This window comes from Bowmanella dokdonensis (assembly GCF_017254865.1).
Taxonomy (GTDB): Bacteria; Pseudomonadota; Gammaproteobacteria; order Enterobacterales; family Alteromonadaceae; genus Bowmanella; species Bowmanella dokdonensis.
Window position 1 is genome coordinate 52,632 of sequence record NZ_JAFKCV010000017.1, and the last position, 26,380, is coordinate 79,011.

At 55.6% G+C, this 26,380-nt stretch carries 18 protein-coding genes; 13 read left to right on the forward strand and 5 right to left on the reverse strand.

Going from position 1 to position 26,380, the window contains the following annotated elements; translation table 11 throughout:
- Positions 1-38 precede the first annotated feature (38 nt).
- The 4 genes from J0A66_RS19315 to J0A66_RS19330 form a co-directional block, all read right to left on the reverse strand.
- The gene (locus J0A66_RS19315; protein ID WP_338143923.1) at positions 39-2,414 is read right to left on the reverse strand and encodes a beta-L-arabinofuranosidase domain-containing protein; all 2,376 of its coding nucleotides are present in this window, start codon (positions 2,412-2,414) and stop codon (positions 39-41) included.
- Entirely contained in the window at positions 2,411-3,355 is a 945-nt protein-coding gene (locus tag J0A66_RS19320; protein ID WP_206575499.1) for a glycoside hydrolase family 43 protein, read from the reverse strand. Before J0A66_RS19320 ends, J0A66_RS19315 begins: the two co-directional genes overlap by 4 nt.
- A gap of 6 nt (positions 3,356-3,361) precedes the next feature.
- The gene (locus J0A66_RS19325; RefSeq protein WP_206575500.1) at positions 3,362-4,762 is read right to left on the reverse strand and encodes an MFS transporter; all 1,401 of its coding nucleotides are present in this window, start codon (positions 4,760-4,762) and stop codon (positions 3,362-3,364) included.
- 147 nt (positions 4,763-4,909) lie between these two features.
- On the reverse strand, positions 4,910-5,662 hold the full coding sequence (locus J0A66_RS19330; protein ID WP_241264319.1) for an AraC family transcriptional regulator: 753 nt from the start codon (positions 5,660-5,662) through the stop codon (positions 4,910-4,912).
- A 165-nt stretch (positions 5,663-5,827) separates the two neighbouring features.
- Between J0A66_RS19330 and J0A66_RS19335 the strand changes: the two genes are divergently transcribed.
- The 8 genes from J0A66_RS19335 (at position 5,828) to J0A66_RS19370 (ending at position 14,226) form a co-directional block, all read left to right on the forward strand.
- On the forward strand, positions 5,828-7,000 hold the full coding sequence (locus J0A66_RS19335; RefSeq protein ID WP_241264320.1) for a Gfo/Idh/MocA family protein: 1,173 nt from the start codon (positions 5,828-5,830) through the stop codon (positions 6,998-7,000).
- A complete protein-coding gene (locus tag J0A66_RS19340) occupies positions 6,997-8,049 on the forward strand; it encodes a sugar phosphate isomerase/epimerase family protein (protein WP_206575501.1) in 1,053 nt (350 codons plus the stop codon). The genes J0A66_RS19335 and J0A66_RS19340 overlap by 4 nt, the downstream gene beginning before the upstream one ends.
- 17 nt (positions 8,050-8,066) lie before the next feature.
- The gene (locus J0A66_RS19345; RefSeq protein ID WP_439098883.1) at positions 8,067-9,284 is read left to right on the forward strand and encodes a nucleoside permease; all 1,218 of its coding nucleotides are present in this window, start codon (positions 8,067-8,069) and stop codon (positions 9,282-9,284) included.
- Positions 9,277-10,164 carry a hydroxypyruvate isomerase family protein gene (locus J0A66_RS19350; protein ID WP_206575503.1) on the forward strand — a complete coding sequence of 296 codons (888 nt, stop codon included), beginning with the start codon at positions 9,277-9,279 and terminating at the stop codon, positions 10,162-10,164. Before J0A66_RS19345 ends, J0A66_RS19350 begins: the two co-directional genes overlap by 8 nt.
- A gap of 51 nt (positions 10,165-10,215) precedes the next feature.
- Positions 10,216-11,901: a GMC oxidoreductase gene (locus J0A66_RS19355; RefSeq protein ID WP_206575504.1), complete on the forward strand. Its 1,686-nt coding sequence runs from the start codon at positions 10,216-10,218 to the stop codon at positions 11,899-11,901.
- Positions 11,901-12,506: a gluconate 2-dehydrogenase subunit 3 family protein gene (locus J0A66_RS19360; protein ID WP_206575505.1), complete on the forward strand. Its 606-nt coding sequence runs from the start codon at positions 11,901-11,903 to the stop codon at positions 12,504-12,506. Before J0A66_RS19355 ends, J0A66_RS19360 begins: the two co-directional genes overlap by 1 nt.
- A 28-nt stretch (positions 12,507-12,534) precedes the next feature.
- On the forward strand, positions 12,535-13,284 hold the full coding sequence (locus J0A66_RS19365) for a 3-keto-disaccharide hydrolase (RefSeq protein ID WP_206575506.1): 750 nt from the start codon (positions 12,535-12,537) through the stop codon (positions 13,282-13,284).
- Between the two features lie 93 nt (positions 13,285-13,377).
- Entirely contained in the window at positions 13,378-14,226 is an 849-nt protein-coding gene (locus J0A66_RS19370) for a sugar phosphate isomerase/epimerase family protein (protein ID WP_206575507.1), read from the forward strand.
- A gap of 87 nt (positions 14,227-14,313) precedes the next feature.
- Here the strand turns inward: J0A66_RS19370 and J0A66_RS19375 are convergent, their stop codons facing one another.
- Positions 14,314-17,124 carry a TonB-dependent receptor gene (locus J0A66_RS19375; RefSeq protein WP_206575508.1) on the reverse strand — a complete coding sequence of 937 codons (2,811 nt, stop codon included), beginning with the start codon at positions 17,122-17,124 and terminating at the stop codon, positions 14,314-14,316.
- 539 nt (positions 17,125-17,663) lie between these two features.
- Between J0A66_RS19375 and J0A66_RS19380 the strand changes: the two genes are divergently transcribed.
- The 5 genes from J0A66_RS19380 to J0A66_RS19400 all read left to right on the forward strand — a co-directional run bounded on the left by J0A66_RS19380 (position 17,664) and on the right by J0A66_RS19400 (position 26,258).
- Positions 17,664-18,305, forward strand: coding sequence for a PEP-CTERM sorting domain-containing protein (locus tag J0A66_RS19380; RefSeq protein WP_206575509.1), 642 nt, complete (start codon positions 17,664-17,666; stop codon positions 18,303-18,305).
- A gap of 77 nt (positions 18,306-18,382) precedes the next feature.
- Positions 18,383-21,976, forward strand: coding sequence for a LamG-like jellyroll fold domain-containing protein (locus J0A66_RS19385; RefSeq protein ID WP_206575510.1), 3,594 nt, complete (start codon positions 18,383-18,385; stop codon positions 21,974-21,976).
- Positions 21,977-22,171: 195 nt separating this feature from the next.
- Positions 22,172-23,125 (forward strand): glycoside hydrolase family 43 protein, encoded by a 954-nt coding sequence (locus J0A66_RS19390; RefSeq protein WP_206575511.1) that lies wholly within the window; start codon positions 22,172-22,174, stop codon positions 23,123-23,125.
- Positions 23,126-23,135: 10 nt separating this feature from the next.
- On the forward strand, positions 23,136-24,671 hold the full coding sequence (locus J0A66_RS19395) for an alpha-N-arabinofuranosidase (protein WP_206575512.1): 1,536 nt from the start codon (positions 23,136-23,138) through the stop codon (positions 24,669-24,671).
- Between the two features lie 750 nt (positions 24,672-25,421).
- Positions 25,422-26,258 (forward strand): P-loop NTPase fold protein, encoded by an 837-nt coding sequence (locus tag J0A66_RS19400; protein WP_206575513.1) that lies wholly within the window; start codon positions 25,422-25,424, stop codon positions 26,256-26,258.
- Positions 26,259-26,380: the final 122 nt, after the last annotated feature.

A 26,380-nucleotide genomic window follows, 5' to 3' on the forward strand; every position in this document is an offset into this window, starting at 1 on the left:
TTGCTTGGCAATGCGCTTTTTTAATTGGGAACAGTGGCTTACTGAGCCTTAAGCAGCCTGACCCCATAAATGCCACCGGCAATGGAGCCGGGTTTGGCGATAAACTTCAGGGAATGCCCCCCCTGCCCCTGGCTGACCAGGGTTTCAGGCAGTGGATAATCCACCTCATAGAAGCGGTCCCCTTTGTCTTTGAGGGTCACATCGGCAAGCTTGTGGCCGTTTAACCAGATCTCAAACCGGCGATTGGCGTCACCGCCGAAATACATCAGGCGCAATAACTTTGCCTCACGTTTTTCATCACTTAAGCGATAGCTGAACCAGTCACTGGCATCGCGCCAATGCACACCTTTGTTGACCCCGGCCCTGCTGCCTTCGCCCTTAAAGTCATGCTCGGCTTCGGGCTGCTGCTCGCCGGGATTGATCTGATCCAGGGTCTTGGCGACAAGTTCAGAGTGGGCCCGGGCCCGCTGTTTGGCCTGGCTCAGGAAATCCGGATACAAATCCGGGCTCATCTGAGGCCAGTAAAGCTGATAGCGGCTGTCGTGCAGGCGGAAAAACGGTATCAGCCTGACCAGATCAGACTGCTGGCCCGGCCTGCCAATCCCCTGGGTGGCGGCAAAGGCCAAAGGCTCGTCCTCCATGCGTTTTAAGCCGGCCAGAAAAGCCGAGGGCTCACCCACCATCATCGGCAGCGCCTCGGGCGGACACATGGGACCGGCGGCTATATGGCCCATGCGGCTGTCATCGGCGACAAAATCCAGTTTTTCGTTGGCAAAAGGCTGCACTTTGCTGGCCAGTACCACCGGGCCGTAGAGCACCGAGTAATAGTCGCTGCCATCCGGCAGTTGCTCCAGATAGGGTTCGGCGTCCAGGGACAGGCTGATTTCATCGCCTTGCTGCCATACCCGGGTCAGGGTCAGATAGCCGGCACGTCCTGCCTCTGCCTCGACTTGCTTGCCGTTTACCTTCACCCTCATAGGTCGTCCGTCCAGCCAGCCTGGCTTTCGGATACTCAAGCTAAGCGACTGATCACCGGCCTCAAGCACCAGCAACTGCACGGCTTCACTATCGGGAAAACCCGTACTCAGTGACAGGGACAACTGTTTGTCCTGCCAGCTCAGGCGCGACGGAATAAACAGATTAACCAGCAGTTCTGCATCATCATGGGCGTAAATCAGCTCGGCATATTTGCTGTGGTTCTCGATGCCAGAGCCCACGCAGCACCACATGGAGTCATGCACATTCGAGTACATCCGGTAGTGACCGGGTCGCATGGGGGTGAAATACACCAGGCCCCCATGCACCGGATGCTGGGATGAAAGAATATGGTTGTAGGTGGCCCGCTCGTAGTAATCCAGATAGCGGGGATCTTCCGACTCGGCAAACAGCAGCTTGCTGAGTTTGAGCATATTGTAGGTGTTGCAGGTTTCCGGCCCTTCCACATCCTCCACCATGGGGGTGAAATCCGCCTCATCATGGAAATGTTCACGCACGCTGTTGCCGCCTATGGACACGGAGCGTTTCTGGGTCACAGTCTGCCAGAAAAACGCTGCCGCCTGTTGCCAATCCTCTTTGCCGCTGGCCCGCGCCACCCGCTGATAGCCGATGACTTTGGGGATCTGGGTATTGGCATGCAGGCCATTAAGCTTGTCCAGCTTCTCAAGCAGGGGATCCAGCACCAGGCGGTGTGAAAACCGCTCGGCCAGGATCAGGTAGGCCTCATCACCGCTAATCTCGTACAGGTCCACCAGCGTCTCATTCATGCCGCCATGTTCTGCGATCAGCATGGTTTGCAACTGTGTATCGGAAAGCTTGGTGGTGAGGGTTTTCAGCCAGTTGCCCAGTGCCAGCAGCATCTGCCTGGCCTTGACGCTGTGGCCCAGACGATGGGCATCCACCAGCCCGGCAAAGATCTTGTGCAGGTTATACCAGGGCACCCAGCGGTCGTTGAGACTGAACAGGTCGGCTTTGATCTGACCTTTTTGGATCTGCTGCCAGGCTTCGTTGCCATCCGGTATCCCCCCCAGATAGCCGTTGCCGTTGGTCTGCTGAGCCTTTTGCAACTCATCGATCATATAGTCCAGGCGTAATTTCAGCCTGGCGTCCCCGGTGGCGGCATAGGCCAGGCTCAGGGCCGACAGATAATGGCCGCCGATATGCCCATCCAGGCCCGTGCTCTCCCAGTTGCCGTAGGGCTCTGCCTTAGCCTGCATTCCTGCCTCACGCAGATAGGGCGCCAGCAGCCTGTCCGGTTCCATCGTCAACAGGTATTGCACGTTCACCTTTTGGGCGTGGGCAAAGGGGCTCTCGGTGAGGCTGACTTGGTGTAAATCAAAAAGCTCTACCGCTGAAACCGGACCGGCTGCCAGGTACAAGGCCATGGCAGCCATGCTGTGCCTGATGCTGACCTTCACGGCTGGCCGGGACGACCGAAGTCCGGCATGCCGTCCTTATCCCACTCGATCGTCTTGATAAAGGTATGGCGATCCGGATTCCACAGGGGATCCCCTTCAATTTGAGTGTACTGGCGGGCGTGATAGACCAATATATCTTCGCCGTTCTCACCCTGGGTAAAGCTGTTGTGGCCGGGGCCGAACATCTTCAGTTCACTGTGGGTCTGGAACACGGGTTGGTCCGACTTGGTCCAACTGGCAGGATCCAGCAAATCGGCGTTTTCATCGGCCCATAACAGACCCAGACAATAGTTTTCGTCGGTGGCGCTGGCCGAATAGCTGATAAACACCCGGCCATGGCCCTTGATCACCGCCGGTCCCTCATTGACCCAGAAACCGCGGATTTCCCAGTCCAGTTCCGGCTTGGTCAGCATCACCGGCTGGCCCTTGATGCGGGTCGGGGTATCCATCTCGGCAATATACAGATTGGAGTTGCCGCGGATCCCCGGGCCTTTTTGCGCCCACAGGTAATAGAGCGCGCCCTTGTGGGTAAAGGTGGTGGCATCCAGACAGAAGGTATCCATGCCGGTGTCAATCTGGCCACAGAACTGCCAGTCCCCTTGCAGGGGATTGGCCGCTTCGGTCTTGATGGCATACATACGGTGCTGGAACAGCTCATCCTTGATTTCGCGACTGGGGGCAGCGGCAAAATACACATACCAGGCGCCCTGGTTGAAATGGATCTCGGGGGCCCAAATCAGCTCCGAATAGGCACCGCTGTCCGGCTTCTTCCACACCATAAGGGACTGTGCCTCAGCCAGGCCCTCAAGGGTTGTGCTGCGGCGAAGTTCAATGCCGTCATAGGCCGGTACCGACGCAGTAAAGTAGTAATAACCGTCGCTGTGCTTATGGATAAATGGGTCGGCACGCTGCGGGATCAAAGGTTGATTGGTATTGAGCATCTGTCACTAGACTCCAGTGGCGATCTTGGTTTGCGGGGAAGCCGGGCCGTCCTGGTGTGGGTCGTGCATTTTCACGTTCAGGGTTTCCAGCAGGCGGCGGTACTCGTCATCAGTGATGCGATAGCGTTTCATCAGCGCCCCCACCAGATAATGGAACAGGCCGGGAATAATGGTCAGCATCAGGGCGATGCCGGTCAGGGTAAATTCACTCTGCGCCTGCTCGGGTACGTAATCAAAATAGGTCAGCAACCAGCCCACCACACCGCCGGCCAGACCCATGCCCGCCTTCTGACAGAAGGAAATACCGCCGAAGGACAAACCCGCCACCCGCTTACCGGTCTTACTCTCGCCGTAGTCCACCGCTTCGGCAATGGCCGACCAGAAGATAGGCGCATGCAAATCCACCACAAAGGAAATTAAAAAGAACAACACAAAGGCCAGCAACATGTCGCCGGGCTGCACCAGGAAAAACATGGCCAGACTTAAAAAACCCACTGCCATCTGACTGTACTTAAAGAGTTTAACCTTACAGTAGCGCTTGGTGATCCAGGTGGACGCCACCATGGCCAGGATCGCCGCACCGACGCCGGTGGAGAGGAACAAGGACTGTACGGTGGAATCGCCACCCAGGTAATATTTTGCATAGTAAAGCGCCACCGAACCCCGCACCACATAACCTATGGTGCCCAGCACACAGACGCCGCACAGCACCAGCCACTGATCGTTTTTCACCAGCAGGGCCAGTTGCTGTTTGAGCGGCTTTTCTTCCACCTTGTGCTCCAGCCGCTCGGTGGTGGAAAAGAAACAGAACAGAAACAGCAGCACGGCCATGGCCGCCATCAGGCCCATGGCACTCTGGTAGCCGGCAGCGGCATTGCCCTGCCAGTGATCGGCGCCGGCCATCATAGGCACGATAATAGTGACGAGGAAAGCGGCAATCTTGGCGAAGAACAACCGGTAGCCGTTGGCTGACAGGCGTTCCTTGGGATCATCCGTCAGCACCCCGATCAGCGAGATATAAGGAATCGTTACGGCGGTAAACATCAGCGTGACGAAAATGTAGGTGGAATAGGCCCAAACCAGCTTGCTGTTGTAGTCGGCGTCCGGGGTGGAAAAGGTCAGGAATACGGACAGGCCGAAGGGCACGGACAGAAACAGAAAATAAGGACGGTAGCGGCCCCAGCGGGTGGTATAACGGTCGGTGATCATGCCCATCAGCGGGTCGGTGACCGCATCCAGAATGCGCACCAGCAGGAACATCAGCGCCATGTCCGAAGGCTTAAGTCCAAACACGTCGGTATAGAAAAAGGTAATGATCAACATCATTGACGAGATCACGACGTTGACCGCCATATCACCGGCGCCGAAGCCGATCTTCTCAAAGTGGGACAATTTATACTGGGTCATGGCGCTGCTTCCGTCGGCGGGACAGGTGGTAACATTGTCACCAGCCGTTAACAAATTCGATACATAGATAATATTATCATACCATTTGTATGACAATCTCTTTCTGCACTGATTTTGCCGTTCTCATCAGCAGGGCCAGCAACAGACTCAGTCGAATTTTCTGCGAAAGGCCGTAGGCGATTCGCCAAATTCGCGCAGGAACTGGCGGCTGAAGTAGTTGGGATCCTCGAAGCCGGACTGTTCGGCCACCAGATAGATCGGCAGGTCGGTTTCTACCAGCCGCCGACGGGCCTGATCCAGCCTGAGCTGGGTAATGAGCTGTTTGGGCGTCTTGCCCAGTACCTTGCGAAAGCGCCTTTCCAGCGCACTGACCGACAAATGGCTCTGGCTGGCCAGATCGGCTATATGGATGGGGCGAGTCAGATTATTCTTGATGAATTCCATCGGTTTTTGAATGCTGTCCAGGGGCCCGAGCATCACCGAAGTCTTATGCAAATGCCGGGAAATGCCGCAGGTGCCCACCGGGTTACCCTGCTGATCATACAACGGACGCTTGCTGGTGGAGAACCAGTGCAGTTCGCCATTGGGCAGCACGTTAATCTCCAGGCGCTGGTTCAGCCTGTCCCCCTGCAGGACTTTTTGGTCGTCGGCGATAAACTGACGGGCAATATGCCTGGGAGCAAAGTCGTTGTCCGTCAGGCCGACCGCCTGATCCAGCCGACCCAGGCCGGTATGCTCCAAAAAGGCCCGGTTCGCATATTGTATCCGGCTGCCGGCATCCTTTATCCAGACCAGCACGTCGGTTAATAAATCATACATTTGCAACCACTGTGCCGCGGGCATGGTCTGCAGAAAGTGGATGGACTGCGCCGGTAGCGCATTGATGGCGGAAGATTTCAAATTCGACTGTCTCTGTTTCTTCAACTAGTGATACTGACTCGGGTCTGATTTCAGACACAAATGGCTTGCGCCGATTTTGTGCTAGATATGACCGATTCTGTTCTAACGGTTCGACTGGTGCAAGAATAACATTTTATTAACAGTTTCAGAGTGGGTGAATCACATATGCACAAAATCAGGATGGGCATGGTCGGCGGAGGCCCGGATGCCTTTATTGGAGCCGTCCACCGTATGGCTGCCAATCTGGACGGCAAGATCGAACTGGTCTGCGGCGCCTTCAGTCGAAGCGCAGACAAGTCCCGGCAAATGAGCCGCCAACTCGCCCTGGCGCCCGGTCGCTGCTATGCAGATTACAAACAAATGTTCGAACAGGAAAGCTGGTTGCCCGCCGATCAGCGCATGGAATTTGTCAGTATTGTCACGCCCAACCACCTGCATTTTGAGGTGGCAAAACTGGCCCTTGAGGCCGGCTTCCATGTTCTGTGCGACAAGCCCGCCACCCTGACGCTGGATGAAGCCAGGCAACTGGCCGAGATCCGGCAGCAAAGCGGCTGCCTGTACGCCCTCACCCATACCTATACCGGTTATCCCATGGTGGTGGCGGCCCGGGAGCTGGTCGCCAGGGGGGAGCTGGGCCGCATCCGTAAAGTAGTGGTGGAGTACCACCAGGGCTGGCTGGCCGATACCAATGCGAGCCTGGGTAAACAGGCTGCCTGGCGTCTGGATCCGGCCCAGGCCGGGGTGAGTTGCTGCATGGCAGATATCGGCGTGCACGCAGCCAATCTGGCTGAATTCATCTGCAACGACGAGATAGAACAGCTCAGCGCAGACCTGGGCGCAAGCGCCGGGAGAGTGCTGGACGATGACGGCGTAGTCATGCTGCGTTTTGCCGGCGGCGCCCGGGGCTTGCTCAGCGCCAGTCAGATTGCGGTCGGCGAGGAAAACGATCTGCGTATCAGGGTCTACGGGGAAAAGGCCTCGCTGGACTGGTCGCAGCAGGAGCCCAACAGCCTCAGGCTGATGCACGCCAACAAGCCACTGGAAATACTGCGCACCGCCACCCCCCAAGCTGCCGCTCTTGGCGGTATCACCCGCACGCCGCCGGGTCACCCGGAGGGTTATCTGGAAGCCTTTGCCAACCTGTACCGGCAGTTTGCCGAACAGGTGGAGGCCAGACGTAAACAGGGATTACCGGGTAAGAATACGTTGCCGGGTATACGCGAGGCTCTGCGCGGCATGGCCTTTATCGAAACCGTGGTGGCGGCCAGTGCGTCACAGCAAAAATGGCATCCTCTGCCTGATCTGACCCAAGAGTCCAACCGGGGAGAAAGCGCATGAATACGATACAGGGCCCGGCCATCTTCCTGGCACAGTTTGCCGGCGACGATGCGCCTTTTAACAGTTTCGAGGCCATCTGCCGATGGGCCGCCGGTCTGGGTTACAAGGGCATTCAGCTACCGACCTGGGACAAGCGTCTGTTCGACCTGGATCTGGCTGGCGAAAGCCAGCAGTATTGTGATCAGATAATGGGCATCGCAGCCGACCAGGGCCTGGTCATCACCGAGTTGTCCACCCACCTGCAGGGCCAGTTGATGGCCGTCCACCCTGCCTATGACCAGATGTTCGACGGTTTTGCCCCCGAAGCGGTACGGGGTAATCCCCAGGCCAGGACCCAATGGGCCAATGGACAGTTGCTCGCGGCCGCCTCAGCCAGCGCCAGGATGAAACTCAGCACCCATGCCAGCTTCTCAGGGTCGTTGCTGTGGCACACCCATTATCCCTGGCCCCAGCGACCACAAGGTCTGGTGGAACAGGGCTTTGAAGAGCTGGCCCGGCGCTGGCTGCCGGTCCTGGACAAATTTGCCGAGGCGGGCGTGGATATCTGCTATGAGTTGCACCCGGGGGAAGACTTGCATGACGGGGTCACCTTTGAACGCTTCCTGGAGGCGACGGACCAGCATCCGGCGGTCAACATCCTTTACGATCCCAGCCACTTTGTGCTGCAACATCTGGACTACCTGGCTTTTATCGATATCTACCACGAGCGCATCAAGGCGTTCCATGTCAAGGATGCGGAGTTCAACGCCAACGGTCGCAGCGGTGTGTATGGCGGCTACCAGTCGTGGCTGGACAGGCCTGGTCGCTTCCGCTCGCTGGGCGACGGACAGATAGATTTCGGGCAGATTTTCAGCAAACTGACCCAGTATGGCTATCAGGGCTGGGCGGTACTGGAGTGGGAATGCTGCCTCAAGCACCCTGAAGACGGCGCCCGCGAAGGGGCCGACTTTATCCGTAAGCATATTATCCGCACCACCGACAAAGCCTTTGATGACTTTGCCGCCAGTGGCGCCGATGAGCAGCTCAATCGCAAGATCCTGGGTTTATAAGGAAGACGGTTATGAATATGCGCACCCGCATGCAGTTATGCCTGATGATGTTCCTGCAGTTCTTTATCTGGGGAGGATGGTTTGTCACCCTGGGCACCTTTTTGGGCAACAATCTGGGGGCCAGCGGTAACCAGATAGGCATGGCCTTTTCCACCCAGTCCTGGGGAGCGATTATTGCGCCTTTTATCATCGGCCTGATCGCCGATCGCTATTTTAATGCCGAGCGCATTCTGGGCATACTGCACCTGGTGGGGGCCGGGCTGATGGTTTGCCTCTATCAGGCCGACAGCTTTGATGCCTTCTACCCCTTTGTACTGGCCTACATGATCGCCTACATGCCGACCCTGGCCCTGGTCAACTCGGTCTCATTCGGGCAGATGCAGGACCCGGCTAAGGAGTTTGGCAAGGTGCGTGTGTGGGGTACCCTGGGCTGGATTATCGCAGGCCTGGTCATCAGCTATCTGTTTTCCTGGGATGCCAAAGAGGCCATTGCCCAGGGCATGCTTAAGAATACCTTCGCGCTGTGTGCCGGGGCGTCCCTGCTGCTGGGATTGTTCAGCTTCTTCCTGCCGGCCACGCCACCCAAATCTGACGGGCAACAGGCCGGCCTGAGCCAGATGCTGGGACTGGATGCCCTGGCAATGCTCAAAGACCGTAACTTTCTGCTGTTCTTTGTTTCCTCTGTGCTGATCTGTATTCCTCTGGCCTTCTATTACCAGAACGCCAATCCCTTTCTGACCGAAATCGGGGTGGAAAATGCCACCGGCAAAATGACTCTGGGCCAGGCCTCCGAAGTCCTGTTTATGCTTGTGTTGCCGGTGTTCCTGCAACGCTTCGGCATCAAGATTACCCTGATGGTGGGCATGGCGGCCTGGGCCCTGCGTTATCTGCTGTTCGCGTACGGCAACGCCGAGAGCGGCGTGGCACTGCTGATCCTGGGTATCGCCCTGCACGGTATCTGTTATGACTTTTTCTTTGTCTCCGGCCAGATCTACACCAATGCCAAAGCCAGCCACCGCACCAAAAGTGCGGCTCAGGGCCTGATCACCCTGGCCACTTACGGGGTGGGGATGCTGATAGGCTTCTGGGTAGCCGGCAGGATCACCGACACCTATACCCTGGAAGCGGGGCACAACTGGCAACAAATCTGGCTGTATCCGGCCGGCTTTGCTGCGGTGATCTTCGTGCTGTTCCTGCTTAGCTTTAAAAACGAACGGATCGAGAACCATGATTAAAAGCCGCCGCGACCTGTTCAAGGGACTGGCGCTGGCCGGGGCCGGCGCCATCACCCTGGGCTCCCTGCCCTCCGTGGCCAGCGGCAAGGCCGGGATCGGGACGCCGTTAAAAGGCAATATCCGCCACTCGGTCAGCCGCTGGACCTATGGAGACTTGTCCATCGATGCCTTGTGCCAGGTGGTCAAATCCCTGGGCTTTGCAGCCATCGACCTGGTGGGCCCAGAAGACTGGCCGGTACTGAAGCAGTACGGCATTGATTCGTCTATGTGCAACGGCGCCGAGCTGAACCTGACCGATGGCTGGGCCGATGCGCGCTTTCATGAGCAGTTGATTCCCCGTTATCTGCAACATATCGACCTGGTGGCCGGGGCCGGTTACACCAACCTGATCTGTTTCAGCGGCAACAAACGGGGCATGGATGCACAAACCGGACTAGCCAATGCGGTGAAAGGCCTGCAACAGATTCTGCCTCATGCCGAAAAACGCGGCGTGGTACTGCAGATGGAGCTGTTCAACAGCAAGGTGGATCATCCGGACTATATGGCCGACAACTCCGCCTGGGGTGTGGATTTGTGCAAGGCCTTAAGGTCTGAGCATTTCAAGCTGCTCTATGACATCTACCATATGCAGATCAATGAAGGGGACATTATCCGCACTATCCGGGACAACCACAGGTATTTCGGCCATTACCATACTGCGGGTGTCCCCGGCAGGCACGAGATCGACGACAGCCAGGAGCTCAATTATCGCGCGATCGCAAAAGCCATAAAAGCGCTGGGCTTTACTGGCTATCTGGCACAGGAGTTTATTCCGACGCCTTCCACTGTGGAGGGAAAAATCGACTCCTTACGCAATGCAGTGGCAATTTGTGACGTCTGAAGAGGGTTTCATAAGGTATGCGGACGTTGGGCCGTATAGCAGGGGAAAGAGATGCTAAACAATGAGTACGATGCAATTGTAATAGGCTCCGGGATCAGTGGCGGTTGGGCCGCCAAAGAGCTGACGGAAAGGGGCCTGAAGGTCTTGATGCTTGAGCGTGGCAGGAACATTGAGCATATCAAGGATTACAAGAATGCCCACAAGGAAGCCTGGGACTATCCCCACCGGGATATACCCACCCAGCAGATGAAACTGGATTATCCGGTCCTGCGCCGGGACTACCCGCTCAATGAATCCACCTTTGGCATGTGGGTGAACGAAAAAGAGTCCCCCTATACCGAAGACAAGCGTTTCGACTGGTACCGGGGCTACCACCTGGGCGGTCGTTCTCTGCTATGGGGAAGGCAGAGTTACCGCTTCAACGAAGAGGACTTTATGGCCAATGCCAAAGAAGGCATCGCCGTCGACTGGCCCATTCGTTATGAGGATCTGGCCCCCTGGTACGACTATGTGGAACGCTTCGCCGGGATCAGCGGCAACCGGGACGGCCTGGATGTGCTGCCCGACGGCCAGTTCCAACCCCCTATTCCGCTGAATTGCGTGGAGAAGGACGTGGCCGCGCGCCTGCAAAAAGCCTTCAAGGGCAAGCGCCACCTGATCAACGGCCGCAGTGCCAATATGACCCAGCCCAAGCCCGAAGAAGGCCGGGCCAACTGCCAATACCGCGCCAAGTGTTGGCTGGGCTGCCCCTTTGGTGGCTATTTCAGCACCCAGTCCTCTACTCTGCCGGCGGCGATGAAAACCGGCAACCTGACTGTCCGCCCCTTCTCCATCGTCTCACGGGTGCTGTATGACAAGGACAAAAAGCGCGCCACCGGCGTGGAGATTATCGATGCCCAAACCAACCAGGTCATCGAATACAAGAGCCGCATTGTCTTTATCAATGCCTCAGCCCTGAACAGCGCCTGGGTACTGATGAACTCCGCCACCGATGTATGGGAAGGTGGATTGGGTAGCAGTAGTGGCGAGCTTGGGCACAATGTCATGGATCACCACTTCCAGGTGGGTGCCGCCGCCGAGGTGGAAGGCTACCTGGATAAATACACCTATGGACGCCGGCCCAGTGGTTTTTATATTCCAAGATTCCGCAACTGGCAGGATGACAAGCGTGATTACCTGCGCGGTTTCGGCTATCAGGGCGGGGCTGGTCGCGATGGCTGGCGGCGCAATGTCGCCGAGCTGGGCATAGGCGCAGATCTGAAGGACGCCCTGAGCGAGCCGGGCAACTGGTCCATCGGTATGACGGCCTTTGGCGAGATGCTGCCCTACCATGAGAACCGTGTTTATCTGAATCGCCAGGTCAAAGATAAATGGGGATTGCCTGTGCTGGCCATGGACGTGGAGATTAAGCAGAACGAACTGGCCATGCGCAAGGATATGAAAGCCGATGCCATGGAAATGTTCGAAGCCGCCGGCATGAAGAAGGTGCGCGGATTTGACCACGAATATTATCCGGGCATGGGCATCCACGAGATGGGGACCGCCCGCATGGGCCGGGATCCCAAAACCTCGGTGCTGAATCAGCACAACCAGGTATGGGATGCAAAAAACCTGTTTGTCACCGACGGCGCCTGCATGACATCGGCGTCCTGTGTAAACCCCTCCCTGACCTATATGGCCCTGACTGCCAGGGCCGCGGCTTTTGCCGTAGAGGAACTGAAGCGGGGGAACTTGTAATGGACAGGCGCGAACTTCTCAAGATGATCGCGGCCGCCACCGGGGCCGCATTTGTGGGCAATCCCCTCGCCTGGCCGCAGGATCAACCAAACCGGACGCCGATCGCATTCAGCAAGGAGGAGGTGGGCTTGCTAAACGAAGTGGCCGACACCATTCTGCCCCGCACCGATACGCCGGGAGCCAAAGATGCCAACGTCGGTCAGATCATGGCGGTGCTGGTGACAGACTGCTACCGGCCCGACGAACAAAAAGTGTTCAGACAAGGTATGGCAGCTATCGGGCAGCGCAGCGAGGCAGAGTTTGGCAAGCCGTTTCTGTTGCTGGACAAGCCGCAGCGCAACGGTCTGCTATCGGCATTAAACCAGGAAGCTTACCGCTACAACTACGAGCAAGAGGTCAAAATGTGGGAACTGGCGCGCCCGGGCGGTATGCCTGGAGATACCTCTCCCCTTCCCCACTATTTCACCCTGTTCAAGCAACTGACCCTGTACGGCTTTTTTACCTCCAGCATCGGCGCCACTCAGGTACTGAGGTATGTGGCTGTGCCAGGAAGATACGACGGGGAATATCCCTATAAAAAAGGCGATAAGGCCTGGGCAACCTGAACAGGCGGCAATCGGACAAGGTGAAACAATGAAGAACAAATCCATCCTCAGCATCTGTTCTGCGGCACTGTTGGCGGGCTTATGCCCTCCGCTGTATGCCGCAGAAACCCCGGCGCAGCAGGCAGCCAAAACGGAAGTCTGGGAGCCTGAGCCCAAAATTGTAACAGCACCTGAAGACGCCCCGCCCTCGGACGCCATCCTACTGTTTGCCGGCACCGACCTGCAACAATGGGAAAGCGTCAATGGAGGTCCGGTCAACTGGACAGTCCAAAACGGCGTGCTGACGGTCAAACCCGGCAGTGGCGATATCAAAACCAAGGCGGGTTTTTGTGACATACAGCTTCATCTGGAATGGCAGGTACCCCAGCCAAGCGAGGAGATGGACGGCCAGCAGCAGAATAACAGCGGGGTCTTCCTGCAGCAGCGCTACGAAATCCAGATTCTGGACTCCTATCAGAATCGCACCTACAGCAACGGTCAGGCAGGGGCCCTATACAAACAAGCCATCCCGCTGGTCAATGCCATGCGGGCACCGGGACAGTGGCAGACCTACGATATCCTGTTTACCGCTCCGCGCTTTGACGGTAAGAAACTGCAAAGCCCGGGTTATATCACCGTACTGCACAACGGTGTAGTGGTGCAGCACCACACGAAGATCCAAGGCAAGACTGAATGGATTGGTCCTCCAAGCTACGAGGCCCACGGCTGCGCTCCGCTGCAATTGCAGGACCATGGCAATAAAGTCAGCTTCCGCAATATCTGGGTACGTGAACTGTAAAGGCAACGCGGCAGAGGCCGACTTGGCCCCTGCCTTAAGTCAGACTGCAAGTGGGTGACCAGCCCGTCACCCTTCACTTTAAAAGGTACCAACATGAAAAAATTATCCTTTTTGTTATGCGCTCTGTTTCTGGGCACGGCCCAGGCCAAGGTCGAAATGCCCAAACTCAGCGTCCAGCTCTGGTCCGTAAGCAACGAAGTCAAGAAAGACATAGACAAGGCGTTGGCCGAGCTGGCCGGGATGGGGTTTGACGGGGTGGAGTTTGCCGGTCACTTCGGCCCCTATGGTGACAATCCCGCTGCCCTTAAGCAGCGTCTGACGGAGCTCGGCCTGGTCTGTTCCGGCGCCCATATCCAGTTCGAGTCCTTAAGCGAAGAAAACCGTTATCAGACCCTGGCCTTTTATCAGGCCCTGGACTGCCCCACCCTGATCGTTCCCTGGGATGAGCGGGCCTTTTCGGCGGACACCGTGGGCCAGACCATTGCCGACCTGAACCGCTATCTCCCCCTGGCCACGGCATACGGCTTTTCCATCGGCTATCACAACCATGCCCAGGAGCTTGCCACGTTCGAGCAGGACAAAACCCTGTGGGATGAGATAGCACAGAACACGCCGGAAGAAGTGGTCCTGCAACAGGATGTGGGCTGGAGCTATGTTGCCGGCAAAGATCCCGCCCATTATGTGCGCGCCTACCCCGGCCGCACTCTGACCACCCATTACAAAGCCAAACTGCGTGAATCCGACCAGGGCAAAACCGCGCTGATCGGTCAGGACGGCATCGACTGGCAAGATCTGCTATCGGCCAATATCGAGGTAGGCGGCACCCACTGGCTGGTAGTGGAGCAGGAAGAATATCCCAACGGATTAACCCCCATGCAAGCGGTTAAACTTTCCAAGCAGGGGCTGGAGGAAGAAATCAGAAAGTGGAAACAGACCCACTGATCTCAGGGCCAACCGTCCCCACTCTCGGTTCAGGAAATAAAAAAGCCCCGGCAACAGCCGGGGCTAACACTCCACGGGACCAGTTATTTACATGGAGTAACGCACACCCAGGGCAAAGGTCCGGCTATACAAGGCCGTGCCAAAATTGTGGGTCACCTGATTACCCGCCCCATAGTAGGACTGATACAACTCGTCGGTCAGGTTTGTGCCGTCGAAGGTGACCTCCAGGTTATCGTTAATCCGATAACTCAGTTGGAAGTCCATGCTCTTTTCTGGCGTGCGCCATCTCTCCAGAGGGTTGGCAAACAGCGGCGCTTCATAATCGCTCAGGAATTCCTTACGCCAGGCGTAGGACCAACGGACATTCAGATCGCCCTTGTCATAGGCCAAGACCACGCTGTAGGAGGAGTCGGATACGCCAAACAAGTCGGTTTCCTTGATCTCAACCACCTCGCCCAGTTCATTGGTGACAGGCGTTGACTGAGAGGACGACAGCTTGGTATAGCTGGCCTGCACACCAAACCCATCCAACGGCCCTGGCAGGTTTTCAGGGAACCAGACCAGCCCAAGCTCAGCGCCAGACAGCTCACCGTCAGAGGCATTGAAAGGCTGACTGAGGATGAATTTGTAAGGTGTTGGATCGGTGGCTGATTTATCGTGCGTCACCGAGCGGCGGAAAGGCACCACGAAACCATCGACATTTCGCTTAAACAGCGTGCCGTACAAAGAACTGGCCTCGCCAAAGTACCATTCAAGGGAGAAATCGTAATTCTTCGATTCTGTTGGCTTAAGGTCTGGATTGCCACCGTTGGCGGTACCGTAACCAATGCCCGTTACATCCTCGTTGTAGACGATTAACGGGTTCAGATCGCCGAAACTGGGATAGCGCAGGGTTTCGGTATAAGACAATCTGGCCAGTACATCCTCTGTCAGTGCATAGCGTACCATCACCGACGGTAAGATCTTGCGAGTCTTGCTCTCTCCGGCTGTCACGGGTTGGTCCTGACCCGGAGCGACTTCCTGTGAAAACAGCGAGTCAGTATCAATTCCGGTGTAGCGCAAGCCTACCTCACCGTCGAGGGTACGCCCGGCCAGCCGGGTTTCGAAACGGCCCTGCAAATACACGGACAGGGTCGTTGCATCAATATCAAAAGAGTCTTGCAGACTCAGCTGCTGCATGCCGTACAGGTCGCGATAGGTATCGGCATTGTTGCGGATGGTGTAGCCATTGGCCACGGCCCAGCTGGTCGGTACATCGGCACGGCCATCAAAGAAACCGCTGTTGATGGACGCCAGTCCGTCCAGTGTCGCCACATTGGTACCACAGCCGCCACAACCGTCTTGCCGGCTAAATGCAGTTTGAGCACCGCGTTTGTCATACCGGATGCCGGTATCGATAGCGGTAAAGAAACTGTCGGTACGCCAGGTCAAATCTGCCGTGAAGGTAAGGGCATCACCTTTGTCACGATTGGCGTTGTCATACAGGGTATCCGTGATGTAGTGGGACGGATCAGCCATATCCGACTCGTCAAGCTCAGTGGCGGGATTATCCACAAAGCTGAATTCCGGATAACCCGCCCCGCCATTGAAGGCCACGTCAATCTGATGAGAGTTACCAGGGCGGATAAAGCGCATGGCGAAGAAATCGCTGGTAAATTCGCTGTCCTGATAGACAATTTCTGACTTCAGGCTCAGATCGGGTGACAGCTCCCAGTTCCCGCCCAGTGCGTACAGGTAGCTGTCGGTTTTACCGGTGCTTAAATCGCCGCTGGTAAACACCCAGGGATCGCGAACTGAACGACTCTGCACAATGTTCGTGCCAGGGAACAGTGACACGTTTGCTGCAGCCTGAGCCTGCTCTGGTGTCATACCGTTGTAGTGGCCCCACCAATCGGCAAAAGAGAAGAACAGGCTGTTGAATCCTTCATTACGGTAGCCATTGTAGAAGGCTTCAAACAGGTATTCCGAGGTGTCATTGGGGGCAAACTGGATAGAGATATTGGCTGCCGGGCGTTCACGCTCACCATTGAAGTCACTCTGGAACACCGCATCACGGCCCAGAATATACCCCACATCTTCCCCGTTGATATTTAACGTGGCATCAGGATCTGTCGGCAGTCCATCCAGCAAACCGGCTTGCCATCCGGAAAACAAACGCTCATAGGGCCCCAGGCCTGGGGCACCATTCTCAGTCAAGAACGGCACCATGGCACCGGCGGTAATACTCTGATCCCGGTATCTCATGCGGTTGTAAGACAGGTTGATCAGGGCCCCCAGACGCCCCGCGTCCAGTTCCCATTGCTTACTGGCCAAGGCGCTGATCGCCGGATTGACCTCTTCATTTTGTTCGTTGTAAATACCGCGGGCGGCAACGATAAATTTGTCTTCTTCAAAATCAAACGGGCGGTGGGTTTTCACATCGATGGCGCCGGCGATACCGCTTTCAATATGTGAGGCAGAACGGGTCTTGTAGACATCCACCTGTTTCAGCAGGCTGGCCGGAATATCGGCCAGTGCCACTGCGGTACCGGCAGCCGTAAAGATATTGCGTCCGTTAATGGTGGTAGTCACATCGGGCAAGCCGCGGATTGACACGGTGGACACTTCCCCGGCCCCCCTGTCGGTCACCTGTACTCCGGTCACACGTTGCAAGGACTCCACCACGTTGTTATCCGGGAACTTACCGATGTCCTCAGCCACGATGGCGTCGATGATCTGGTTGTTGAATCGCTTAACATTCAACGCCTGATTCATACTGGCCCGAATACCCGAAACCTGAATCACTTCCACGCCGTCAGCCGACTGTTCGTTCTGGTCATCATCAGTTTCCTGGGCAAGCGCCAGTTGGCTGGACAGGGCCAGCACGATGGCGCTGGCCAGATAAGTAGGTTTAAACATCTGTTGAGCTCTCCGGTAGTTATTATCCCTGGTTAGCCATTACCGCATGACGACTATTCAGGTGTTTTTCGTGATATTACCGAGTTTGTTAATGGACCCGGCGAGTGTATCACGGCCTGTTAAAATATTGTTATTTGATTATCATCATATTGTATGACTTTTTGTCTGTCAACATTTCCACGGATAAAGTTCCACCCTCATCGGAGCCCTTGCTAAAACTGCGCTTCAGCGGCAGTTGGCAAGCTGGAAATACAATTTATTGTCTGCCAAAAAGTCTGTGAGTGGCCTGGAAGAGGGCCTGGCGGGGAACAGAGGGAATGCCGGAACACTGCGGGGAAAGGAAAAGCGTTTGACTGAGAACCTTGGCTCTTCCTGTATCCGTCGCTCGGGCGATTCATCTGGTCGGAGCATGTAAATGCTTAACAAGCTATTTACAAGATGATTAAGCCTGCTACTCTACATATAGTATTACAATACTACTTAACAATAAAAAATATTAACTTCCTATTCCGATCCACCCATCTCAGAAGGAGAGACACATGACATCCGGGCGATTATCCCACCCTAAGCACTACGGCCCCGCCGCAGTGCTGTTACTGGCCGGGCTGTGTTACAGCCAGTTTGCTGCAGCCAATATCATCAACCAGGACTTTGCCAACGCCTTTGATAACTGGCAGGGCGAAGTCATCAGCTACAACGCCGGCAGTGGCACAAACAGTACCGCCAGCGGCGATATCTTTGCCGCCTTTAGCAACAACTTCAGCCTGGGCGGCAACCAGGTGACCCTGGCCACCAGCGCGACAGGCATGGACGAATTCTGGAGTGTGCTGCTGTATCAGGATTTTGTCCTGGATCCATCCGCCGGCGGCGCGCCGTTGACCCTGTCACTGGACGTGGCGGACAACCTGACAGGCGATGATGACTTCTTCTTCGCTCAATTGCGTAACCTGGACACCAACGATGTGCTGGATCTGTCCGGCGGCGGCAGCTTCGACGTCAGCGACTGGGTAGGCATCAATGCCAGCCTCGAGTTCGGTGTTCAGGACGGGGATTTCAATCTGGGCGACAGCCTGAGCATCAGCAATATCAGGCTGGCCGAGCAGGTAACCGAAGTGCCGGAGCCTTCCTCCTTGCTGTTATTGGCCCTGGGCGCGCTGTTGCTGCTGCGCCGACGCGCCTGAATTACCTCGTTTAACTTTTTATCAGGGTGCATTGCCTGGTCTGTTGTGGTGCCCGACTTAAAACAGGAGCTTCGAACATGAATCGTTCGTTTTGTCAGCTTGCGCAGTTCTCTCCCCCCTGTGCACAAAAACTGCTTTTCACCGGTCTGTTGACCCTTTCAGCCCTGCTGGCGCCAAACGTGCTGGCCGCCGACGACTGGCAAGTGGTGGAATCGGCCAGTATTGAACAAAGTCAGCGCGTGTACGTACGTGGTCAGGGCTATTACACCGACAACCAGATTCAGGTGGCGGACCCCGCCACATTATCCGAAAATTTGCGCCTGGTGGTGACCAGCAGCAGCCACCGGGTCACCAATGCCCACGGCACGGATGAAGGCGGTCTGCCCTACTTTGCCGTCAGCGATATCAGCCAGGCGGTGCGGATTTTCTTCGCCAATGGCCGCGGCGCCTTTGCCTATGAAGCGGCGCTGTATCAGATCCCCGAGGGGAATCAGAGTGACCCGGTCTTAGGCGATGTCAGCTATACCAATGCCTCGGTACATGACCCATCCGTGATCCGCCTGGATGACGGTACCTTCTATGTGTTTGGCTCGCATTTAGCGGCGGCCAAAACCACGGACCTGATGAACTGGCAGGTGGTCACCACAGACGGGGTGAATGACAACAACCCCCTGTTTGACACCTACGCCGAAGAGGCAGCCGAAGGCATCGCCTGGTCCGGCGGCTGGGTAGGCTCCTGGGCCGCCGATGTGATTCAGCTGGCAGACGGCAAGTACTACTTCTATTACAACCATTGCGCCTCCCCGGAAAACGGCGAATGTGATTCTTCCCGCTCTTATCTGGGCGTGGCGGTGTCAGACAATATTGAAGGGCCCTATGAAAACATCGAGCTGTTTTTAAAAAGCGGCCACCGGGGCGATGAAAACCCCGGCATAGACGGCAATCCTTATAACGGCAACCTGCATCCCAATGCCATCGATCCGGATGTGTTCTTCGATAAAAAAGGCAGATTGTGGATGGTATACGGGTCTTACTCTGGCGGTATCTGGATCATGGAAATGGACCCGGCAACCGGCCTGCCGCTACCCGGTCAAGGCTACGGCACCAAGATCATGGGCGGTTACTACAGCGCCATCGAGGGGCCTTATATGCTCTACAGCCCCGAATCGGACTACTACTACCTGTTTACCTCTTTCGGCGGCTTTGCCCAGAATGACGGCTACAACATGCGTATTGCCCGCTCCCGCTCACCCCAGGGGCCCTTTGTGGACGCCGAAGGCCAGGATATGATCGGTGCCTCCGGCAACTGGTCCAGTATTGCCCCATACGGGGTTAAGCTGATGGGCGGCTTTTTGTTTGATGCCAATCCCGGTGATGCAGGCACCGACCATGGTTATATGGCACCAGGCCACAACTCCGCCTACTACGATGCCCAAAGCGGCAAGCACTTTGTCATCTTCCATACCCGTTTCCCTAATCGGGGCGAGGGTCATGAAATCCGCGTGCATGAGTTGTTTATCAACGAAGACGGCTGGCTGGTGGCCTCCCCTCATCGCTATGCGCCCATTGAGGGCGAGAATATTGTCGATGCCGGGGATCTGCTGGGCACTTATCAGTTTATCAACCACGGCAAGGACATAAACCGCGAGGTCCACCGTTCGGTGTACCTGAACCTCAAGGCCGAAGGCGTGATTGACGGCGATCTGAGCGGCAGTTATGTGCTGGGTGATACCAATCAGATCACCCTGCATCTGGACGGGTTGGGCAGCTTCGATGGCGTGTTGGCCTGGCAATACAATGACAACATCGCCCAGTTGGTACCCACCTTCAGTGCCCTGTCCACTGAGCGTATCTCGGTGTGGGGCAGCAAGCTTCCGCCACAAAGTACCGAACAGGCCCTGGGCAGTATTGCCGACAGCCTGGAGCTGGTCAGCGAAACCAGCACCAGTATCAGCCTTGCCACTCTGGGTACCCAGGGCGCCAGCATTAACTGGCAAAGCAGTCATCCTGATGTCATCGGTGCCGACGGTACCGTTGTCCGGCCTAATGCCGGCAGCCCTGATGTAGTGGTGACGATGACCGCCACCATTGAGCTTAACGGCCAGACGGTGACCAAAACCTTCCAGATCCTGGTCAAGGCCAGAAAGCCCTTTAACCGCACCGCACAGTACCGTTTCGAGCAGAATCTGGACGATGCCCTGGGGTATCTGCCCCCTGGCACAGTGACAGGCAACCGCATTGATACCAGCGACGGTGCAGTCCAGTATGCCGGCGGCGCCTTTGGCGATGCCCTGTGGCTGGATGGCACCTCAGGCGTGCGCCTGCCCGATGGCCTGATTGACAGCTATGCCTATACGGTGTCCCTGTGGCTGAATCCGACAACGCTGACCCAGTTCAGCACGGCGTTTTTCGCTGCCCGCAATATGGATAACTGGCTGAGTCTGGTGCCCTGGAGCTGGGATGGCAACACCATGCTCTGGAGCGGCAGTCAAGCCTGGTATGACGCCAGCGCCGGTGAGCAGATCCCGGCCGATGCCTGGACCCACGTGGCCTTTAGCGTGAATCAGGGCCAGGTCAGGCTGTACTTAAACGGCGAGCAGAAATACAGCGGCAGCAATTTTGCTGACCTGTTTACCGGCCACAGCGGCGCCTTCGCCCTGGGGGTCAACTACTGGGATCTGCCCTTCAATGGCCTGATTGACGAGCTGAACATCTATGAAGGTGCGTTAAGCGCTGCCGAGATCAAAGCCCTGGATATCGACCGACTGCCCACCAGCGAGTTGCTGCAATCGGCGGCGGATCTGCTGAGCCTGGGTGATATCAGTGCAGTGCGGGACAATCTGACCCTGCCCACCTCAGGTGCTTATGCCGCCGCCATCAGCTGGGCCTCCAGTGACGAGTCGGTGATTGCCACTGACGGCACAGTCACCCGCCCGACGCACAGCGATGCCCAGGTCACCCTCACCGCCACCTTGACGCTGGATGGCCAGCAGACCTCCCGCGAGTTTGCAGTGACAGTGCGTTCCACTGCCGCCCCGGCTCCCCTCGCCCACTACAGCTTCGATGGCTCAGACTTAACCGATGCCATGGCCAATGTGGCCAGCGGCAGCGCCACCGGTGCCCGGCTGGATCAGCCCGGCGGCAGCTTAAGCTTCCCATCAGGGGTGGTGGGTAACGGCCTGCTGCTTGACGGCAACAGCGGTGTGCGCCTGGCCGACAATCTGATTAGCGATAACAGCTACTCGGTGTCTTTGTGGCTCAATCCCACGGCCCTGACCAACTTCACCACTGCGTTTTTCGGCTATGCCAGCCTGGATAGCTGGGTCAGCCTGGTTCCCCGGGGCCATGGCGGCGTGGGCGAGAACACCATGCTCTGGTCCGGTACCGCCTGGTATGACGCTGGTATCGGTGAACAGATCCCGCTGAATGCCTGGTCGCACCTGACCTTTGTGGTCAACAATGGCAATCTGGTGATCTACTTAAACGGCGAGGCGGTCTTCAGCGGCACTAACTTCCCCAATGTGTTCGGCAGCGCCGGCACCAAGGGCTTTGGCCTGGGCGTGAACTTCTGGGATCTGCCCTATCAGGGTCTGATGGATGAAGTGCGCATCTACGATGAAGCCATCAGCGCCGGGGATGTGCAGCAGCTGTACCTGACTGAACAGCCCTGATTTGCCCCTGTCCCTGTCATCCGTCAGGATGACAGTCCTAAGCCAGCCTGCGGGCTGGCTTATTTTTTATGGGCTCTGGTAAAAGGACCGTTAAGCATTGACAACAAATATTTAACAACGAATAATTGTATTACAATATTATCTTAAATTGAGCCGCCCGATGGGTTCGGCTCCCGGCAATATACAGGTATACCCATGCGAAAATCATTACCCCTGCTGCTTTCATCCCTTTTGCTGACTGCCACCCCGGCACTGGCGAAAAACCCCTTGTTTGAGCATGTCTTTACTGCCGATCCAGCCGCCATGGTGCATGACGGCACTGTGTATCTGTATACCGGCCATGACGAAGCGCCCAACAATGACCGCTTTTTCGAGATGCACGACTGGCTGTTGTTTACCTCCAAGGACATGAAGACCTGGCAAGAGCACGGTCCCATCATGCGCGCCACCGACTTTGGTTGGGCCAAAGGCGACGCCTGGGCCGCCCATATGATTGAACGCGACGGCAAGTTCTATTTCTACACCACCGTGCGCCACAAAGACGACAAACCCGGTTTTGCCGTGGGCGTGGCAGTGGCCGACTCCCCTTACGGCCCCTTTAAAGATGCCATTGGCAAGGCCCTGATCACCGATGATATGACCACCCATACCCCCAACGACTGGGACGATATCGATCCGGCGGTGTTTATTGAGGAAAATGGTGATGCCTATATGTTTTTTGGCAACCTGGTACCCAAGTACGTCAAGCTTAAGGACAATATGGTGGAGCTGGACGGTGAGATTAAGACCATGAATTTGCCCAACTTTACCGAGGCCCTGTGGGTGCATAAAAAGGATGACAACTATTATGTCTCCTATGCCTGCGAATTCCCGGAGAAGATCTGCTACGCCATGAGCAAGAGCATTCACGGTCCCTGGGAATACAAAGGCATCCTCAATGAGATTGCCGGTAATACCGAGACCAATCACCAGTCCATCATCGAATTTAACGGAAAGTCCTACTTTATCTACCACACAGGCGCAGTGCCGTCCCGCGACGGCAAGCCCAGCGGTGGCCGTTTCCGCCGGTCGGTGGCCATTGATCGCCTGTATTACAACGAAGACGGTAGCCTGAAGCGGGTGGTGATGACCAGCGAAGGCATTCAATAGGGAGCAATACATGAAAGGCTTAACTACCGCCCTGCTGGTTGCAGGACTCGGTGCCAGCACTTTGCTTGGCGCCGCGCCCCACCAGGTCAGCATCGAGATCCAGGCCCAACAGAGCGGGCCTGTGATCAACAAGGATATCTACGGCCAGTTTGCCGAGCATCTGGGACGCGGCATTTATGAGGGGATCTGGGTCGGCGAAGACTCCCCTATTCCCAATACCCAGGGCTTTCGTAACGATGTGGTGGCGGCCTTAAAAGCCATCCAGGTGCCCCTGGTGCGCTGGCCCGGCGGCTGTTTTGCCGACGAGTATCACTGGCGTGACGGCATCGGCCCGCGCGATCAGCGGCCGGTCAAGGTCAATACCCACTGGGGTGGCGTGGAAGAAACCAACGCCTTCGGTACCCATGAGTTTTTCCAGTTTGTCGAGCTGATTGGCGCCGATGCCTATGTTAACGGCAATCTGGGCAGCGGCACGGTGCAGGAAATGGCCGAGTGGATGGAATATATGACCTCGGACAAAAACTCGACCCTGGCTAACGAGCGGCGTAAAAACGGCCGTGAAGAACCCTTCGAGATTGCCTATTTCGGCATCGGCAATGAGTCCTGGGGCTGCGGCGGCCATATGCGTCCGCAGTATTATGTGGACTTGTACCGCCAGTACGCCACTTTCCTGAAAACCCCACCGGGCAAGCGGCCCAAACTGGTGGCCAGCGGCGGGCATACCGAGGACACCGAGTGGACTGAGGTGCTCAGCGCGAATATCCACCGGGATATGGACGGCATCAGCTATCACTTCTATACCCTGCCCACCAGCGACTGGCAGAAAAAGGGCGAAGCCCTGGGCTTCGATGAGTCCATGTGGCTGGCCACGCTGGAACGCACCTACCGAATAGACCAGTACCTGCGCGACAACCTGGCGGTACTGGATAAAAACGACCCGGACGGTAAGCTGGCCTTTTACGTGGACGAATGGGGCACCTGGTATGACCCTGAGCCTGGTCGCGAACCCGGCTTTTTATACCAGCAGAACAGCCTGCGCGATGCGGTGGTCACCGCAGTGAATTTTAATATCTTCCACGAGCACGCCAAACGGGTACAGATGACCAATATCGCCCAGATGATCAACGTGCTGCAGGCCATGATCCTCACCGACAAGGAAAAGATGATCCTGACCCCCACCTACCATGTGTACGGCATGTATAAGGTGTTCCAGGATGCCACCTCGGTGCCTTTTAAGATTGAGACGGGTCAGTATGGCAACGGCGACAAATCAGTACCGGCGGTCACCGCCTCGGTGGCCAAGGGCACTGATGGCAAGCTGTATCTGGCGCTGGTGAACCTCGACCCCAATGAGTCGGCCACCGTCGGGCTGAAACTTAACGGCATCAAGGCCAGTCAGGCAGTGGGCCAGATCCTCACCGCCGATAAAATGGACGCCCACAACAGCTTTGCCCAGCCTGAGGTGGTCAAACCCAAAGCCTTTAGCGCTAAGCTGAGCAACTTAAGCCTGCCGGCTAAGTCTGTGGTGGTGGCTGAGCTTAAGTAATTGGCTGCATTGCTATTGTGGTGAAAGGGAGCTGCGGCTCCCTTTTGCTTTTTATAGCCTCGAAGCATCCCAAACAGGACTGGCCAGGCCTACACCCACGAGAGTTTAAGTGTTATGTCATCCCGAAATCTTTTCGGGATCTCTATCCGGCACCTCGTCCCCCTGAAGTTACCGTCATCCCGGAATCTTTTTCGGGATCTCTGTCCAGCAGCCGTAGAGTACAAATAAAGAAGCAAGAAGGCAGCGCCGGATTGGCCTTCGCAGACACGCTGTGAACCCATCCATGGGCGCTTCGCTTCGACATCCTGTCTCAGAGAGTCTGCGAAGACCAACCCGACACTGCCTCCCACCCTTTCTCTATCTGTATGAAATAAGTTTGCAGCCAGACCCACTGTTCACACAGAGGGCTGCTGAAACAGCGGGCTTACCTCCCGGCATAGGTAAGAGCTTAATTTTTATAAAATATTTGACCTAAAGCTGAGAGGAAGTGTTTACTTGTGACACTTTGAGAGATGATTGGGGGACAGACATTTGGCTTTGTCTCTTCTTTGAAAAAAGATTCACTATATTCGGTAAGTATCGGAGGCCCCCCTTTGAAGAGCAGTTTATATTCCAATGCAAATTCACCTTGTATCAACTTTCCTTTTATTTAAAAAGAATTCTCATAAAGAGAAAGATTGACAATTTTCAACAAAAAAGGCCGCATTTAGGATTTCTCTCAGATTCTGGTCAAATCAACTGGGTTACATCATGTCTAACAAATCCTCAGCTACTAAAATGCCTGAGCTAGCTGTTATTTTTAAGCCTTTAATAATTGGCTTCCTTCTAGCTGAAATATGGACTGTCGCATTCGGCATGGGCAGCTTGTACTCTCTCCAATTATCAGATGTAAATGCTTCCATCCATTTAATTGTAATAGCATCATTATTCACGTTATGTGTATATTACTGGCGTCTTCGAGATGGAGTGGCTACCGCAAAGAAAATCATTAAAAGCTTTAGAATTGACCTCCTCGCGGCATTGTATTTGGGTATAGAACTTAATTTTTACACCTATCAGTCGTTAAAAGAAATCCACTCAAAATTTATTGTTACTTTCTTTAGTTGGACACCATTAATTTTACCCATTCTTTTATTAACAATACTTTCACCTATCCTGCAATATTGGATATCTAAAAAACACAGAAAAGTTCAACAGAGCTACTTTCTCTCGGATGTTGAGATTAAAAAAGGTGATGATGACTTCCTCAACGTTCATGAGCAAGCAATAATGTTTGCTGAATCAGTAACTCAAAGCGCAGATGTATTCGGACTAGACGGGCCTTGGGGTATAGGGAAAACTAGCTTTATCAATCTGGCCGAATCCGTGTGGTCAAAAAATAGTAAATTCTTAGTGTGTCGGTTTGAACCTATGAGGTTTGCTTCGGAGCCTAACCTTGCTGAACGTCTGATTGGTGAACTTACATCAACAATTCAGAAAAGCACTTATGCTCCAGAGTTCCGGCGCGCAGCAGATAGGTATTCAAGACTCATTAAAGGAAAAGCTGAGCTATCATTTTTTGGGTTCAAATTCTCTTTAGAGCCATGACCTTTCCCCGAGATTAGTACCAATCCCTCAATGAGATTTTCCTGCTTAAGCTGCCTGTTTTGCATACTCAACAGGCGACATGTAATTCAGTGAGCTATGCGGGCGAACATGGTTGTAATGCT